The organism is Campylobacter sp. RM6914 (assembly GCF_004803835.1).
GTDB lineage: Bacteria > Campylobacterota > Campylobacteria > Campylobacterales > Campylobacteraceae > Campylobacter_A > Campylobacter_A californiensis.
The window spans coordinates 914,722-930,595 of sequence record NZ_CP012545.1 but is presented as its reverse complement, the minus strand read 5'-3'; the positions used below and the strand labels follow the sequence as shown (position 1 = coordinate 930,595).

Genomic DNA, 15,874 nt, shown 5'->3' with positions numbered 1-15,874 from the left:
TATTCAAAATAAAAAATCAATAGTTATTTATTTTTTTAAGTATTTTTTCGTCTTTACTCCATCCTTTTTTCACTAAAACGACTATTTTTATGAAAATTTTGCGACCCGTCAAATTTGATATAAGCTTTCTTGCGTTTATGCCTATGCGTTTTATAGTTTCGCCGTTTTTACCTATTATCATTGACTTGTGTATCTCGCGTTCTGTGATAATCGTGGCATAAATTTCTGTTATATCATCTTTTTCTTTTACTTTATCTATCAAAACATCACTGGAATAGGGGATCTCGTCACTTAAATTTTCATAAATAGCTTCAAGAATGAAGTCTTTAAAAATTTCCTTTTCGTTTGTATTTGTTATAAATTCAGGATCATAAAAATACTCATGTTCAGGTAAAAGCTTGCAAATTTCATCTAAAAGAGGTTTTTTGTAAGTTTGTTGTTTTGTGCTAAATGGCAAAAGGGCGCTAAAATGGCTAGCGTAAGGCTGGTATTGGCTCATTTTTTGAAGCACTTTTTGATTATTTACCTCATCAACCTTACTAAGTACTACAATGTGAGGTTTGGTTGGATTTAGAGCTAAAAATGTTTGATAATCGCTTAAATCATCATGGATGGAGGCGATAAAAACAAGAGCATCGCAATCGCCCATCGCCTTTATCGCTTCGTTTACCATTAGTTTATTCATTAGCTTTTCGCTCTTATGAAGCCCGGGCGTATCGGTAAAAATTATCTGATCATCGCCGTTCATTACGATGCCGCTTATTTTTCTGCGAGTGGCGTTTTGTTTGTGCGAAACAATAGCTATTTTTTCATTTAGCAATGCATTTAACATTGAGCTTTTACCTGCATTTGTGCGACCGATTATGCTAACAAACCCTGATTTCAAATTTATCCTTTATAGTATGTATCTTGCTATGTCTTGATTTTCTATGACATCGCTTAGTCTTTGACTAACTAGCTCTTTATCTATAACGATCTTTTCTCCGTTTTTCTCGCTTGCTTCAAAGCTAATATCTTCTATAACGCGCTCGATAACTGTATGAAGTCTTCTCGCTCCGATATCTTCCATCTTTTCATTTGCCGCTTGTGCTATTTTGGCGATCTCGCGTATGGCTTCATCGCTAAATTCAAGCTCGACATTTTCTGTTTTAAGCAGGGCGATGTATTGTTTTAGAAGGGAGTTTTTAGGTTGGGTTAAAATTTGATAAAGTGCATCTTCGTCAAGACTATTTAGCTCGACTCTAAGCGGAAAACGACCCTGAAGCTCCGGTATAAGATCGCTTGGTTTACTTACATGAAAGGCGCCGGCTGCGATAAATAAAATATGATCCGTCTTTAAATTTCCAAATTTTGTAGATACCGAAGAGCCTTCCACTATCGGAAGTAAGTCACGCTGAACACCCTCTTTGCTCGGGTCTTGTCTGCCTGAATTTCCGGAGCTTACAGCTACTTTATCTATCTCGTCGATAAATATAATGCCTTCATCTTGTGCTCTTCTTAAAGCCTCAGTTTTGATGTTTTCGGTATTTAAAATTTTATCATTTGCCTCTGCCTCAAGAGCCTTTCTTGCATCTTTGACTTTCATCTCTTTTTTAGTCGGTTTATTTGTCATGCCGATTATTTTTATGAAGCTTTCTTGCATTTGAGCCATATCGGGCGGGATGTTTGAATTCTCGCTCATTGTTGGCTGCATGACTTCGATCTCGATATTAAGGTCATCTAAGTCGCCATTTCTAAGCTTTGTTAGCATTTTTTCATAACTTCGCTCATAATCTGCTATTTTTTCTTCGCTAACGCCTTTTGGTAAAGGTGGAAGTAGTTTTTTGATTATTTTATCTTCGATGTATTCTGAAATTTTAGCTTGGTTTTTTTCGATGTGTTCTGATTTTACTAGGTTAAAAGCTGCCATCGCAAGATCTCTAACCATGCTTTCAACATCACGTCCGACAAAGCCTACTTCAGTGTATTTGCTAGCTTCGACTTTTATAAAAGGAAGTCCCATCATCTTTGACAGGCGTCTTGCGATCTCAGTTTTGCCAACACCGGTTGAGCCTATCATTAGGATATTTTTAGGAACTATGTCATCTTGCATAGCTTTTTCTAGTTTCATCCTTCGGTAGCGATTGCGAAGTGCGATAGCGATGATCTTTTTGGCATTTTTTTGCCCTATAACATAATCATCTAAAAATTCAACTATCTGTCTTGGTGTCATATTCATTATTTATCATCCTCTAAGACATAGGTTTTTATATTTGTATTTGTATATATGCAAATTTCTCCCGCGATAGTAAGACTCTCTTTTACGAGCACCTCTTCATCTATGTCGGTGGCTAGCCTATCAAGTGCGCGAGCAGCAGAAAGTGCGTAGTTGCCGCCACTGCCTATCGCAGCTATCTTTCCGTCTTCAGGCTCAACTACATCGCCGGTCCCGCTAAGTAAGAAAATTTTATCACGGTTAAGAACCAACATCATAGCTTCTAATTTGCGTAGATACTTATCTTTTCTCCATGCTTTACTAAAATTTATAACAGCCTTTAAGAGATCCCCTTTTGCTTGCTCTAAATTTTCTTCAAACATATCAAAAAGGTTAAACGCATCGGCGGTACTTCCTGCAAAGCCCGCCAAAACTTTACCGTCTTTTATCTTTCTGATCTTAACGGCATTTCCCTTTAATACAGTGTTGCCAAAACTTACTTGACCATCACCGCCTATTACTGATTTATTTTTGCCTTTATAGGCTAAGATCGTTGTTGCGTGAAACACTTACTCTCCTTGAACGTCAACCTTTAAATCGGCACTTATCGCGTGTCCTAGTTTTACTTGAACATTATAAATTCCTACCGCTTTTAGGTGGTTTTTTTCTATTTCGATTGATTTTTTATCAACGATTAGATGATGTGTTTTTTCAAGCTCTTCAGCTATCTCTTCTTTGGAGACAGAGCCAAAAAGTGCGCCGTTAGCACCTAGTTGTTTTTTGATAACTACCGTAACTTTAGCTAACTCATCTTTTAATTTTTCTAAATTTGCAAGTTCGTATTTTAGCTCTTCTGCTTTTCTTTTTTGTGCTGCTTCGTATTGGCGTAATACATCAGGAGTTGCAGCTTTTGCAAAGCCTTTTCCTATCAAGAAGTTGTTGCCGTATCCATCTTTTACCTCTTTTATCTCACCTGCTTTTCCTAAGCCTTTTACGTCTTTTATAAGTAATACTTTCATTTTTATACCTTTGATTTAAATTTTATTGAGAGGTTGAAAAAAGATTAGCAAGCCAAAATAAAGCTTGCTAATTGATTGAAATTTTAAAATTTTCTTCCGTTTTTGCTAGCGATTATAAAGCGAAGAGCGTTTAGCTTGATAAAGCCGTCCGCATCTTTTTGATCATATACGCTATCCTCTTCAAATGTACTATATGCTTCGTTAAACAAATTATCATTTTGGCTTGAACGACCAAGGATTATGACATTTCCTTTATAAAGCTCAACCCTTACTTCACCGTTTACATGCTCTTGGCTTTTATCTATCGCAGCTTGTAGCATAGCACGTTCAGGGCTAAACCAAAAACCGTTGTAGATTAGCTCTGCATAGCGTGGCATTAGCTCGTCTTTTAGGTGAGCCGCTCCTCTGTCAAGAGTTATGCTCTCTATCGCACGATGGGCTTTTAACATGATAGTGCCGCCAGGTGTTTCATAGCAACCGCGACTTTTCATGCCCACATAGCGGTTTTCAGCTATATCAAGGCGTCCTATGCCGTGTTTTGCCCCAAGACGGTTTAGCTCTGTTAAAATTTCAGCAGGACTTAGCTTTTTACCGTTTATGCTTACAGGATCGCCTTTTTCGTAGCCGATAGTGATTATCTCACTCTCGTTTGGCGCATCTTTTGGATCAACCGTCCATCTCCACATATCTTTTTCAGGAGCATTTGCGGGATTTTCAAGAACTAAACCCTCATAGCTTATGTGAAGTAAATTTGCGTCCATTGAGTATGGACTTTTGCCTGGTTTTTTACTTATATCTATGCCATTTCTCTCTGCATAAGCAAGAAGTTTTTCACGACTATTTAAGTCCCATTCTCTCCAAGGCGCTATGATGGTTAGATCAGGATTTAGTGCGTAGTACCCAAGCTCAAAACGAACTTGATCGTTTCCTTTGCCTGTTGCTCCGTGGCTAACGCCGTCAGCACCGGTTAGCTTTGCTATCTCTGCTTGTCTTTTTGATATTAACGGACGAGCGATAGAAGTTCCCAGTAAATACTCTCCCTCATAAATAGCGTTTGCTCTAAACATAGGAAATACATAGTCTTTTACAAATTCTTCTCTTAGATCTTCTATAAAAATATTTTCAGGTTTTACTCCAAGTGCTATAGCTTTTTTGCGAGCCGGCTCAACCTCTTCTCCTTGACCTATATCTGCCGTAAATGTTACAACTTCGCAATTATATTCATCTTGAAGCCATTTTAGAATTATACTTGTATCAAGTCCGCCGGAGTAAGCCAGAACGACCTTTTTAACCTCTTTTTTCATCCCATTCTCCTTATTTAGATTAAATGGCTAATTTTATCTAAAAATGATTAATTTTAAATAAATACTTTAAGCAAAAAATAATAGATCCAAGATGGAATATATCGAAATTTTGGATCACATGGGTAAAATTGAAAAATTTAATTAAATTTGAAATTTAAATTAACTAAATTTACGATAAATTTTAGTAAAATTAAAATTTTATTTAAACAAAAGGAAGCGTGTTGCAAAATCACAAATTACAAAATCAAGGCGAGTTTAAGCGCAAGATAAACTCACGCCATCTATTTATGATAGCTCTTGGCGGAGTTATCGGCACGGGGCTGTTTCTAAGCTCAGGCTACACCATTTCACAGGCCGGTCCGCTTGGTGCTGTCATCAGCTATCTTGTGGGCGCGGTGGTCGTCTATCTGGTTATGCTCTCTCTTGGCGAGCTTGCTACGGCGATGCCGGTTACTGGCTCATTTGGTGCGTATGCTACGAAATTTATCTCTCCGGCTACGGGATTTACCGTTACGTGGCTTTACTGGCTGTGCTGGACGGTAGCGCTTGGGACCGAGTTTTTTGGGAGCGGCGATACTTATGCAAAGGTGGTTTCCTGAAGTGCCAGTATGGGTCTTTGCGACATTTTTTACGGGACTAATTTTTGTCATAAATTTGCTAAACGTAAGGGCTTTTGGAGAGACTGAGTCTTTTTTGCGGGCATTAAGGTAATGGCGATCATCGTGTTCATCACGCTTGGACTTGGGGCGATATTTAGCGTGGTGTCGTTTGATGGGGCGAGTTCGGCTCCGCTTTTTGCCAATCTCACCGCCAACGGAACCTTTCCAAACGGCTTTTTGGCTGTGGCTACCGTGATGCTAGCGGTAAACTACGCCTTTTCGGGCACCGAGCTTATCGGCATTGCAGCTGGCGAGACAGCTGAACCAGAGAAAAACATACCTCGCGCTATAAATACCACGGTGCTTAGGCTTGTGATATTTTTTGTGTTAACCATCATTGTTTTAGCTTCACTGCTTCCGATGAATGAGGCGGGCGTACTAGAAGCGCCTTTTGTCGTAGTTTTTGACAAGATGGGGATACCGTATGCGGCGGATATTATGAATTTTGTCATCCTGACAGCGATACTTTCGGCGGGAAATTCGGGGCTTTATGCCAGCTCACGTATGCTTTGGTCGCTTAGCAACGAGGGGCAAATCGGGCCTTGGGTGGCGAAGATTGACGATAGAGGAGTGCCTGTTAGAGCGCTTGTGATGTCGATGATAGGTGCGGTGGGAGCGCTATTTGCTAGTAAATACGCCGAGGATTCGGTATTTTTAGCCCTTATTTCGATAGCGGGCTTTGCGGTAGTTGGCGTGTGGCTATCTATCCCGTTTGCACAGATAAATTTTAGAAAAGAGTGGATAAAAAGCGGCAAAAGCGTGGAGGATCTCAAATTTAGAGTGCCTTTTTCGCCCGTTTTGCCATATATTACGATCGCCTTGCTTGCGGTTTCGATCATAGGTATCGCTTATGACGCCGAGCAACGTCCGGGACTATATTTCGGGCTTCCTTTCGTGGCGTTTTGCTATATTTATTACTATTTGAGATATAAAAAGATATGAGTAAATTTAAAGATTTATTAGCCAAAAAAGACGTAGTGGTGCTTGACGGAGCGCTTGCCACACAGCTTGAAGCTATGGGGCTTGACATCAGCGGTAAGCTCTGGTCGGCAAAGCATATCGCACAAAACCCGGGCGCTATCAAGCAAATTCACAAAAATTATTTAAAAGCCGGAAGCGACATCATCACGACGGCAAGCTATCAAGCGACGATTCCGGGCCTTATGGCGGCCGGGTTTAGCGAAAAAGAGGCGTATGGCTTAATCATAAAAACAAGCCTTATAGCACGCGAGGCGGTGGATGAATTTATACGTGAGAGCGACGGAGACTCCACTTGTGGCGGCAAGTATCGGACCATACGGTGCGTATCTATCTGACGGGAGCGAATATAGGGGTGATTATAATCTAAGCAAGAGTGAATTTAAGGCGTTTCACGAGCCACGCATTAGGGCTGTTTTAGAGGGTGGGGCGGATATGCTGGCGGTTGAGACTATACCGCTTTTAAGCGAGGCGGAGGCGATATGCGAGCTTTTAGAGCAAAATTTTAAGGACGTGCCTTGCTGGATAAGTTTTACGGCAAGAGATGAAAATGAGCTTGCTAGCGGCGACGCTATAACAGACGTGGTTAAAATTTTAGAAAGCACTCCAAACGTGCTTGCCTACGGCTTTAATTGCATAAGTGACACTCTTGCTAGCGCTTTGCTTGCAAATTTAAAAAAGGCTGGCGGAACAAAGCCATTTATCATCTACCCAAATGCGGGCGCCGTGTATGACGCCAAGACTCAAAAATGGAGCGAAAAGCCTGATGAGAGCGGGCTAATAAAGTATATACAAAAGTGGCATGAGCTTGGCGCAAGGCTGATCGGCGGATGTTGCCAAACGAGCCCTGAATTTATAAGGCAACTAAGCGAAATTTTAAAGACAAAAATTTAGTGTTATGCGAAAATAAGCAAATTTTAGTTAAAATCCAGCCCATGAGAATAGATAAATTTTTAAATGTAGTAAATATCACAAAACGCAGAAGTATCAGCGAAGATATGTGTAAAAGCGGAGTAGTTAGTATAAACGGAGTGGTTGCAAAGCCTGCTAAAGATGTCAAAGTTGGCGATAAAATAACCATAAAATTTCTTGTCCGCGAAGTAAGTTATGAGGTGCTGGCTATACCGACAAGTAAAAGTATCCCAAAAAGTGCACAAGAAGAGTATGTAAGGCAGGTTAATGCGTGAATTTATACTAGCTAAAGATGAGCTTATCAAGCTTGTAAAAACACTGCCAAAAGATGGTGTGGTGCTACTTAGTGGAACTCTTGCTAGCGGCAAGACAACTTTGGTGCAAGAGATAGCTAAATTTCACGGCGTTAAGCAAAATGTTACTTCGCCTACATTTTCGATCATGCAAAGTTATGATGGCGATGTAAAAATTTTTCACTATGATATATATCAAAATGGTGTTAGCGGTCTTGTAAAAAACGGACTTTTTGAAAATTTGTATGAAGATGGACTACATCTTGTTGAGTGGGGCGATGAAGAGCTCGAAAATATGCTAAAAATTTATAAAATTCCATATACTATAATCAACATAAAAACCAAAGAAAACCTGCGAATATACGAGGTAAAAAGTGCATAAATTACAGATAAACGAATTGAAGAAAACCATAAAAAAGACAAACATCATAAAAGGCGTTTCGCTAGATATAAAAAGTGGAGAGGTAGTAGGACTTCTTGGTCCAAACGGCGCCGGTAAGACTACGACTTTTTACATGATATGCGGTCTAATCAGCCCTACAAGTGGCACTATTGTGCTTGACAATAAAGATGTTACAAATGTTCCACTTCATAAGCGAGCGCAAATGGGGATTGGGTATTTACCGCAAGAGTCGAGCATCTTTAAAGACTTAAGCGTAGAGGAAAATTTGCTTTTAGGAGCGGAAATTTTATACAAAGATGTTAAAGTTTGTGAGCAAAAAGTCAATGAAATGCTAAATCTCTTAAACATCGAACCCATCAGACAAAGAAAAGGCGTAAGTCTAAGCGGTGGCGAAAGAAGACGATGCGAGATAGCCAGGAGTCTTATGATAACACCTAAATTTCTTCTTCTTGATGAACCTTTTGCAGGGGTTGATCCTATCGCGGTTAGTGATATACAAAGTATAGTTCGTGACCTTAAAAATTTAGGCATAGGTGTGCTTATAACTGATCATAACGTGCGTGAGACGTTGGCTATTTGCGATAGAGCATACGTTATCAAAGACGGTGCTTTGCTTGCAAGCGGCACGGCAAAAGAGGTTGCAAACGATAAAAATGTTCGCACGCATTATCTTGGTGAAGAATTTAAGCTTCTAGAGTAAAAATGCTGCGTCAAACTCAAGCTCTATCGCCAAAACTAAAGCTTAATCAAACGCTTCGTAGTTGGCTTCCGATACTTCAAAGTAGCCTTGACGAGCTAAAAGAGACGCTTGAGCCGTTTGTCGAAAACAACCCGTTTGCTAGCATAGAACAAAATTCATCTCATGTAAATTCTAAAAGAAATTTTTTTAAAGAAATAAGCAAAAATTCCATTTCAGATACGCTTGAAGCTACCAGTATACAAAAGCAAAGCTTGTATGAAAAGCTTTATGAGCAGATAAATCCACCGCTTTTTCCAACGTTAAAGTCTCAAAATATAGCTTATAAAATCATCGAATGCATAAATAATGAAGGGTATTTTGAATATGATGATGAAATTTTATCGGAATTTGATGATGCGCAAGTTGAGAGTATTAGAGCTAGATTTGCCTATCTTGAGCCAAGTGGAGTTGGAGCTAAGAGCTTAAAAGAGAGCTTTTTGTTTCAGCTTGAAGAGGTGGAGTGTGAGGCTAAAATTTACGAAAATGTAAAAAAAATTATCGAAAATTTCGAAGATATTGAACAGATGACAAAACTAAAGGGCTACAAAGAGGCTCTTGAATTAATAAAAAAATTTAAAAATCCTCCTGCTATAGAATACCTAGAAGATGTGGCAACAGCCGTTGCAGATATAGCCATAAAAACAGATGATAACGGCATTAGCGTTAGTGTAAATGACGGGTTTTATCCTGAAATTTTACTAGATACACAAGGACTTGATGAGGCAAACGAATTTGTCTCAAGCCGCATAAAAGAGGCTAGGGCACTCATAGATGCGCTTGAGATGCGCAAAGCAACGCTTTATAAGATAGGGCTAATGATAGTCGAGTATCAGTATGATTATTTCTTTGGTGGAGACATAAAGCCGATGAAGCTTAAAAATTTAGCCGATGATCTTGGTCGCAACCCATCCACTATATCGCGTGCCATTGCAAATAAATACCTAGAATGCTCGCGTGGAACGATCCCTCTTAAGAAGTTTTTTGCTACTGGGCTTGATGAGGAAGTTTCAAATGAGGCTATAAAAGGATTTTTACTTGAACTTATAAAGAAAGAAAGTCCACAAAAGCCATTAAGTGATCTTAAAATTTTAGAACTTATAAAGGCTAATTTTAATATCCCATTGGTGCGGCGAACGATAACAAAATACCGTAAGTCGTTAAATATCGGAAGTTCTAGCGAGCGTAAAAAAATTTACGCTATCAAGCACTGACAAAGTTTTCTTGCGTTTTAAAAAGCGGTTTAAGGCTTTCATACGCGGTTTGTATCTTTTCAAATTTTTCACGGTATTCGTTTTGAATTTTTTGAGGCTTGCTTGCATGACGATCGGGATGATAAATTTTAACCAGCGAAAGATAGCTTTGTCTGATTTGCTCAAAGTCGCTATCCTTTTCACAGCCCAAAGTCTCAAAGTTGTCCTCCAAAAGATCTGCAAGAGCTGAAAATCTATTTACAAATTTACTTGATTTTTGAACTTTAAAATTTCGTTTAAATGTATCAAATTTTGTACTATCAAGATTGAAATGTATGATGAAATTTAAATGCTCTTTTTTTGAGAACAGTGTATTAAAAGCGTCAAAATCACTTTCGTTTTTAATTTTAACATGTAAGATATTTTGTTTTTCATTAAATTTGTTTTCATTATCTTTAAAGCATTGCATAATATAGTTGGCAAAAATTTTATGTGTATTATTAAGTAGTAATACAATCTCATCCTTTACAAAATCAACATCTACAAAAAACATGTTAGAAACCGCATTTTTTTGAACATAGTTGATTTTTATAGTTTTATACTGCGCGAAAAAGAGGTTTAGCTCTTCATTTGTCTCTTTTTCATATATTTTTTTAATAAACTTTAAAAAGCACTTTCTTTGTGGTATTTCGCTCTCTTCGTAAAATGATATGATCTTGCCTTTGTTGGCGATAGTTTTGCTGAAATTTTTTATTATGATATTGCGAAGCTCGCAAAATAATATGTCATCTTGAGTTTGTATGCTTAAAGATTCTAAAGTTTGAGTTATATTCATAAAATTTCTCCTTAAAAACTATAAGGATAAAAAGCAATAAACGTTCCAAATTGTGTTTTTTAGATTTTTCTAATATCGCTATTTTTTATATATGACAAAAACTCATCTTTTAGTCTATCTTGTTTATGTTTGATAGCGTCTTGTTTTGCATTTTGTGGATCTTTTTGAGTTTTTAGGCTTACACCTTGTTCTTTTACAAGCTCTTTTTTTATATCTTTTAAGCTGTCAAAAAAGTCATTCATCGTATTTCCTTTATTGTATTTGACGTAAGATTATCTGTTTTGAGCTAAAATTTGCATAAATTTTAGAAATTTTAGAAAATATATGCAAATTTTAAGAAAACTTTGCTATAATCACATTTCTTTTTTATTGTGCGCTCGTAGCTCAGCTGGATAGAGCATTTGATTGCGGTTCAAAAGGTCAGAGATTCGAATTCTCTCGGGCGCACCATCTTACTTATTTTTTAAAAACACACAAGTCTCTAAGTTAAAATTTCTAAAACATTTTAAAGTTTGCAATGCAATACCTTAATATTTTTTGCGAGCATTAGCTAAGAATTTACAAAAAAGAAAGCATAAAGTTTTTATCTCAAAAGAGTTATATGAGAATATTTTTATAAAAACAATCTTTTTATAGTTTAAGTAAATAAATCCACATATAATGATCTTAAGACATATAAAATTAACAATATAAAAATAATTAAAAATAGTGAAAATAATGCTTTTTTGAGATAAAATTTTACGGGATTGTTTTGTTGCTCTAAATATCTTGAATTATTTTTATTTATGATGTTATTAATTTCTTTTATCTTATCCTGAATTTTTCTAAGATAATCAAAAATCAATTTTTCATTTAATGGTTTATCTTTTGAATAATTTTCATATACATTTTTTAACAAATCATTGTTTTCTTTGATGTCCACTATATAACTATTTTTCAACAATAACTCATATAATTTCTTCGCATTGGATTTAGAATTTGGCTTTAAAGATAGTTGAACTAAACAAAAATAAATTTGATTTAAATTATCTAAATTTTCTTTTTGAGTATTTATAAAAATATTTTCGGATTGAGCTACTGAATCTGTTATATATTTTTTAATTATTAATGAACATATACCCAGTATTAAAAATAAAATAAATTCAACATCATTTATTTTATCATTTATAAACAATAAAATATTTTTAAACAAATCCTCATCTAATGAGTTCATTAAAAAACCCCTTAATCTTTTGAGTAAAATTTTTCGGCGCTTTACCCGCATTTACAATGCTATCATAAGTCATTCTTTCGTCTCTGAGGAAGGCAAATACTATTTCATGGTTCCCTAAAATAATATATCTATTTCTATTGTTATTCGTAGTGCCTGTTTTGCAAAAAAATGAGCTTAATCCCAATGTGTTTATTGATACTTGTCTTAATATGGACTTTAATTCGTCTATATGTTCATGATTATTATCTGAAAATAAATTATAATAAGCCATTGATAATTCGTATAAAGAAATACCATATGGAGTGGAACCCAAAACCAAAGATGGAAAATCTTCACAATTTTCTTTGTTAAACAAATTAGCTATATGCTTAGAAATATTATCAAAACCTACTTTATAACTTGCGTTTAAAAACACTGTATTATTAGATACCTCTAGTGCTTTTGCCAAAGACATGGTGTTATATGTTGGCTCAAATGCTTCTTTTGCTATCCATTTTTTATATTTATAAATAGGTGTTGTTGGTATTTGCGTATTTTGCTCTACCCCATGACTTCTTAAATATAAATATATAAAAGGCTTGAGTGTTGAGCCTACATTTCCGAAGTGGTTAAATATATAATGATTTCCATGCTTGCTAGAAAAACCAGCAATTTTGCCATTTTTTATACATATTACAGAATCAAAATCTTTAGTTGAATTTACAAATTTGTTAATTTTGTTTTGTATTTTATAATTTATTGTGCTATTAATTGTAAGCTTATTGCGTTCTATCGTCTTAGTAACAGCAGATATAATTTCTGATGGCACAACACTTATTTGTTTTTGTTTTAATTTTGGAAAATTATGCAAGTACTTGCCAGTTTGACTTTTTGAGATAAGGTTTGTTTTATTTAATCTAGCCACTATACTTTTATATCTATCTAGGAAAAGTTGGTTGTTGTTAATATATAAATTGGGACCCCTTAAGAGCACAATTAAGGATATAAATTCTTTTTTTGTTAGCTCATGCAGTCGTTTTGCAAAATATTTAATAGAAGCTGACTCAAATCCATATATGTTTGAACCCATATAAATAGATTCAATATATTTATCTATGATATGCTGTTTTGAAAATTTAATTTCTATTTTTAGAGCTTTAAAAATTTCTGCAAACTTTCTTTTAAATGTTTTTGAGTTGTCGTTTAAATAGCTTCTTGATAATTGTTGCGTTATTGTACTTCCACCTTCTATTATTTTTCCGGCTTGTAAATTTCTATAAAAGGCTCTTGCTATTCCAATTAAATCAATTCCTATATGCTTATAAAATCTTTTGTCTTCAATTGACAGCAAGAATTTAATAAAAACTTCAGGAATCTCTGTATCTATTCGCTTTGTATAGATTTTATTTGTATCGGAGCAAACACCAATAGTTTCACCATTATCGGCTTTCACAATATAGCCATTCACATTAATATGCACATTTGTTATCACCAAATAACTCTTTTACTTTATGTTTTATTTAATAAAAATTTGTGCTAATTTTAGCATAATTATTGTGTATGTTTTAGTCAATTATGACCATATTGATTTATTTTATAAAGTTATAATTCTATTACTTACGAGACTTTGGGTGCTTAATTTGTCAGCAAGAGTTGTTTTTTGTTTGCGCAAGACAACACAATAAATGTAATTTATGAAAAAATAAAATAATATAACTGGCAGTTGATTTAAACTGGTTGCAGAGAGCGGATTGAACCGCTGACCTTCGGGTTATGAGATTTTTGTGCTGTAAAATTTTACTTAAATATCTTAATTTGCCTGCTTTATATAATGTTTTTTAAAATATGTTATAATCATAAAAAATAAAAAAGGTTAAAACTATGGAAAATATGTTAGAGATAGAAAGAGAAGATTTCTTGCATACTCTTACAACTTCGGATAAAAGAATAGTTAAAAAAGCCATAGATCTTTATCATGATTTTATAGAGTATAAAGACGCTTTGAAAATAAGCAAATCTATCGAAAATGGCACTATTAAAACATATCCTGCTGATGAAGTTTTTAAAGAGATAGAAAAGTCATTATGAAACTTGAAATTTCAGACATAGCAAAAGAAAATTTAAAAAAATTTAACAAAAAAGACTACACAAAAATCAAAGAAAAACTTATTTATTTGTGCGATAACTACGAAATCATAAAAGATAGTAAAAATATAACCTCTTTGGTTAATTTTTCAAATTTTTACAGGTATAGAATTTCAAGTGATATAAGGGCTGTATTTCAAATCAAAGATGACAAAATAACAATACTTATTTTAAAAATAGGACATAGAAAAGATATTTATAAGTAAGGTATATTATGAAATCATGTCATATATGATCGGACTAAAAAGATTTTTTATCAATAACCACTTATTGTATTTAAAATAAATATAAATTTTCCACTTAGAAAAATAAATTCATAAATTCTTGCAATATTGTCAATTTTTTTATTTTTATATTTTAAAAACATTTTAGTTGTCCATTTCTTTTTTTAGAATTCTAAGCTTCATATCTATTAAATAATATTCTTTTTCTGTATCATTCAATTTTTCGAATAATTCCAATAATTCTTTTTCATCGTTTTTTAAATCTAATCCGTTAAAAAAACTATATACTGCATTATATAATTCTGGGTTTCTTTTTTCCCAATTATATAGTGTTGTTATGTCTTTTTTTATTATCTTTGCTATTTCTTTTTTATCCATTTTTTTAACTATTCAAATATTTTATTAATATTTAAGGTTTATTTTGGAATAACTCAAAAAGTTAATTTGAATTATTCAACCTAGACACTTGAATTCTATCAAATATTAACAAATTTCAAACTTAACATACCGCCCGCAACAGAGTAGAGATGTTTAGGGGTGTGGGTGTTACAACCTTAGTATGTTGTTAAACTGCTTGGGGTGGCGTAGCTCCGCCCCTTAAATTTTAGCTACAAAAACATTTTAAGGAGCTACAATGTATACATATCTTATTGGCTTTTGCGACGAAGTTCGCCCGATTTCTAGAATCGACAAGAAAACTGGCGAGGTTTCTAGCTCTATCGACGTCACTATCACTTTCGAGGGTCGCGACAAGCAAGGCTATCTAATAAAATCAACTGAAACTATCAGTTATGATTTTTCTTTAAAACCTCAATTTGATTCACTAAAAGGCAAATATATCGCCGTTCCATATCGATTTTTAAACACTCGCAACGGTGCTTATATGTTTCCAGATGACAGCTTAAATTTCCAAGTCTTTAATGAAAATCCATTTGCTAGCAAGGAATTAAAGCCGTCTAAATAACAAACCGCGGGGGCTTTGCCTTAATGTGAGTAGTGAACCGCTCTCCCGCTTTTCAAACTCAATAAAGTTTATTTTGTAGATTTTCTCGAGTTTGAACTCTAAAAAATCATCTCAAGGAGTTATCTATGAAAGCCAAAAATTTTCTAGAAACTACAAAAAGTAAGGTCGCTACAGCTAGCGTTGCTTTAATGTCTGCTCCGGTTCTCTTTGCTGCAGATGCCCCAGCAGTTCCAACTGACCCACTAAAAGCCGATTACGCACTTTTCGACTATGTTTTCGCTGGTGTCGTAGCTGTTGCTTTTGTCTTTATGATTGCCCGAAGGGTCAAGGGCTTCATAAAATAGTCTAATAGGGGGCTTTTGCTCCCTAAAAAAGGTTAAAGTAATGAAAGAAAACGCTATTTATATACCTGATTTAAATTCTTGTGTGAAAGATTTTTATATAAAGGATAACACTTTATTTTATGTTAATTTTGATAATTCTGTTTCTTCTTCTCCTTCAAAATTTATTGATTTTAAAACAAATTTTATTTTTGATACAGCTTCCAACATTTGCTATATAAGTAAAAATGAACTAATACCCGATTTAAATATTTATGAATATCAATTTAATTTCTTAATGGGTCTTTCATCAATATTGATAGCGTTTTCTTTCCTTATGGGTTTAATTATAGTAGGAGCTACACGATGATAGAAGTTTTTAGCAACGATGTTTTTAATTATTTTATGAATATTTTTGCTCTCTTTTTTGTCCCTATCTTTATTTACGTCATAGCTCTTTCTTTTGTTAAATAAGGTTGCTTTGAAATTTTTCAGCTAGTTTT

The 15,874-nt window shown here is 34.7% G+C and carries 22 protein-coding genes, 1 tRNA gene and 1 pseudogene; 14 read left to right on the top strand and 10 right to left on the bottom strand.

What is annotated here, in order from left to right:
• Positions 1-16: 16 nt before the first annotated feature.
• From era to CCAL_RS04840, 5 genes are all read right to left on the bottom strand, one after another.
• On the bottom strand, positions 17-886 hold the full coding sequence (gene era, locus CCAL_RS04860) for a GTPase Era (protein ID WP_170016148.1): 870 nt from the start codon (positions 884-886) through the stop codon (positions 17-19).
• 9 nt (positions 887-895) lie between these two features.
• A complete protein-coding gene (hslU, locus tag CCAL_RS04855; protein ID WP_169971692.1) occupies positions 896-2,218 on the bottom strand; it encodes an HslU--HslV peptidase ATPase subunit in 1,323 nt (440 codons plus the stop codon).
• Complete coding sequence (gene hslV, locus CCAL_RS04850) at positions 2,218-2,763, bottom strand: ATP-dependent protease subunit HslV (RefSeq protein ID WP_169935797.1); 546 nt, start codon at positions 2,761-2,763, stop codon at positions 2,218-2,220. The genes hslU and hslV overlap by 1 nt, the downstream gene beginning before the upstream one ends.
• A complete protein-coding gene (gene rplI, locus CCAL_RS04845) occupies positions 2,764-3,213 on the bottom strand; it encodes a 50S ribosomal protein L9 (RefSeq protein ID WP_169935799.1) in 450 nt (149 codons plus the stop codon).
• Between the two features lie 83 nt (positions 3,214-3,296).
• On the bottom strand, positions 3,297-4,517 hold the full coding sequence (locus CCAL_RS04840) for an argininosuccinate synthase (RefSeq protein WP_169935801.1): 1,221 nt from the start codon (positions 4,515-4,517) through the stop codon (positions 3,297-3,299).
• 221 nt (positions 4,518-4,738) lie between these two features.
• On the opposite strand from CCAL_RS04840, the gene CCAL_RS09550 reads away from it, so the two are divergent.
• The 8 genes and pseudogenes from CCAL_RS09550 (at position 4,739) to CCAL_RS04805 (ending at position 9,712) form a co-directional block, all read left to right on the top strand.
• Positions 4,739-5,116, top strand: coding sequence for an amino acid permease (locus CCAL_RS09550; RefSeq protein WP_216656451.1), 378 nt, complete (start codon positions 4,739-4,741; stop codon positions 5,114-5,116).
• Positions 5,097-6,118, top strand: a pseudogene (locus CCAL_RS09265) (amino acid permease). Before CCAL_RS09550 ends, CCAL_RS09265 begins: the two are co-directional and overlap by 20 nt.
• Positions 6,115-6,492, top strand: a complete 378-nt coding sequence (locus tag CCAL_RS04830) for a homocysteine S-methyltransferase family protein (protein ID WP_170016146.1) — start codon at positions 6,115-6,117, stop codon at positions 6,490-6,492. The pseudogene CCAL_RS09265 and the gene CCAL_RS04830 overlap by 4 nt, the downstream one beginning before the upstream one ends.
• Complete coding sequence (gene mmuM, locus CCAL_RS04825; protein WP_170016144.1) at positions 6,416-7,048, top strand: homocysteine S-methyltransferase; 633 nt, start codon at positions 6,416-6,418, stop codon at positions 7,046-7,048. Before CCAL_RS04830 ends, mmuM begins: the two co-directional genes overlap by 77 nt.
• Before the next feature lie 41 nt (positions 7,049-7,089).
• Entirely contained in the window at positions 7,090-7,341 is a 252-nt protein-coding gene (locus CCAL_RS04820) for an RNA-binding S4 domain-containing protein (RefSeq protein ID WP_170016142.1), read from the top strand.
• On the top strand, positions 7,334-7,741 hold the full coding sequence (tsaE, locus tag CCAL_RS04815) for a tRNA (adenosine(37)-N6)-threonylcarbamoyltransferase complex ATPase subunit type 1 TsaE (RefSeq protein ID WP_170016140.1): 408 nt from the start codon (positions 7,334-7,336) through the stop codon (positions 7,739-7,741). Before CCAL_RS04820 ends, tsaE begins: the two co-directional genes overlap by 8 nt.
• Complete coding sequence (gene lptB / locus CCAL_RS04810) at positions 7,734-8,462, top strand: LPS export ABC transporter ATP-binding protein (protein ID WP_169935811.1); 729 nt, start codon at positions 7,734-7,736, stop codon at positions 8,460-8,462. Before tsaE ends, lptB begins: the two co-directional genes overlap by 8 nt.
• A gap of 2 nt (positions 8,463-8,464) precedes the next feature.
• Entirely contained in the window at positions 8,465-9,712 is a 1,248-nt protein-coding gene (locus CCAL_RS04805) for an RNA polymerase factor sigma-54 (RefSeq protein WP_169971696.1), read from the top strand.
• Here CCAL_RS04805 and CCAL_RS04800 read toward each other — a convergent pair.
• Complete coding sequence (locus CCAL_RS04800) at positions 9,702-10,526, bottom strand: adenylosuccinate lyase (RefSeq protein ID WP_170016138.1); 825 nt, start codon at positions 10,524-10,526, stop codon at positions 9,702-9,704. The two genes, CCAL_RS04805 and CCAL_RS04800, sit on opposite strands and share 11 nt — an antisense overlap.
• A gap of 59 nt (positions 10,527-10,585) precedes the next feature.
• Positions 10,586-10,768 (bottom strand): hypothetical protein, encoded by a 183-nt coding sequence (locus CCAL_RS04795; RefSeq protein ID WP_170016137.1) that lies wholly within the window; start codon positions 10,766-10,768, stop codon positions 10,586-10,588.
• 131 nt (positions 10,769-10,899) lie between these two features.
• Between CCAL_RS04795 and CCAL_RS04790 the strand changes: the two genes are divergently transcribed.
• Positions 10,900-10,976, top strand: a tRNA-Arg gene (locus CCAL_RS04790).
• A gap of 187 nt (positions 10,977-11,163) precedes the next feature.
• Here the strand turns inward: CCAL_RS04790 and CCAL_RS04785 are convergent.
• Together CCAL_RS04785 and CCAL_RS04780 are read right to left on the bottom strand one after the other, a co-directional pair.
• Entirely contained in the window at positions 11,164-11,739 is a 576-nt protein-coding gene (locus tag CCAL_RS04785) for a hypothetical protein (protein WP_170016135.1), read from the bottom strand.
• On the bottom strand, positions 11,723-13,171 hold the full coding sequence (locus CCAL_RS04780; RefSeq protein ID WP_170016133.1) for a transglycosylase domain-containing protein: 1,449 nt from the start codon (positions 13,169-13,171) through the stop codon (positions 11,723-11,725). The genes CCAL_RS04785 and CCAL_RS04780 overlap by 17 nt, the downstream gene beginning before the upstream one ends.
• A gap of 428 nt (positions 13,172-13,599) precedes the next feature.
• Here CCAL_RS04780 and CCAL_RS04775 point away from each other — a divergent pair, with 428 nt between their 5' ends.
• Together CCAL_RS04775 and CCAL_RS04770 are read left to right on the top strand one after the other, a co-directional pair.
• On the top strand, positions 13,600-13,806 hold the full coding sequence (locus CCAL_RS04775) for a hypothetical protein (protein ID WP_169935823.1): 207 nt from the start codon (positions 13,600-13,602) through the stop codon (positions 13,804-13,806).
• Positions 13,803-14,069, top strand: coding sequence for a type II toxin-antitoxin system RelE family toxin (locus CCAL_RS04770; RefSeq protein WP_169935825.1), 267 nt, complete (start codon positions 13,803-13,805; stop codon positions 14,067-14,069). The genes CCAL_RS04775 and CCAL_RS04770 overlap by 4 nt, the downstream gene beginning before the upstream one ends.
• 162 nt (positions 14,070-14,231) lie before the next feature.
• On the opposite strand, the gene CCAL_RS04765 is transcribed toward CCAL_RS04770, so the two are convergent.
• Positions 14,232-14,465 carry a TetR/AcrR family transcriptional regulator gene (locus CCAL_RS04765; protein ID WP_170016131.1) on the bottom strand — a complete coding sequence of 78 codons (234 nt, stop codon included), beginning with the start codon at positions 14,463-14,465 and terminating at the stop codon, positions 14,232-14,234.
• Positions 14,466-14,721: 256 nt separating this feature from the next.
• On the opposite strand from CCAL_RS04765, the gene CCAL_RS04760 reads away from it, so the two are divergent.
• From CCAL_RS04760 to CCAL_RS04750, 3 genes are all read left to right on the top strand, one after another.
• The gene (locus CCAL_RS04760; protein WP_170016129.1) at positions 14,722-15,051 is read left to right on the top strand and encodes a hypothetical protein; all 330 of its coding nucleotides are present in this window, start codon (positions 14,722-14,724) and stop codon (positions 15,049-15,051) included.
• A gap of 125 nt (positions 15,052-15,176) precedes the next feature.
• Positions 15,177-15,395: a phosphonate transporter gene (locus CCAL_RS04755; RefSeq protein ID WP_170016127.1), complete on the top strand. Its 219-nt coding sequence runs from the start codon at positions 15,177-15,179 to the stop codon at positions 15,393-15,395.
• Positions 15,396-15,435: 40 nt separating this feature from the next.
• On the top strand, positions 15,436-15,741 hold the full coding sequence (locus CCAL_RS04750) for a hypothetical protein (protein WP_169935832.1): 306 nt from the start codon (positions 15,436-15,438) through the stop codon (positions 15,739-15,741).
• The last annotated feature ends 133 nt before the right edge of the window (positions 15,742-15,874 follow it).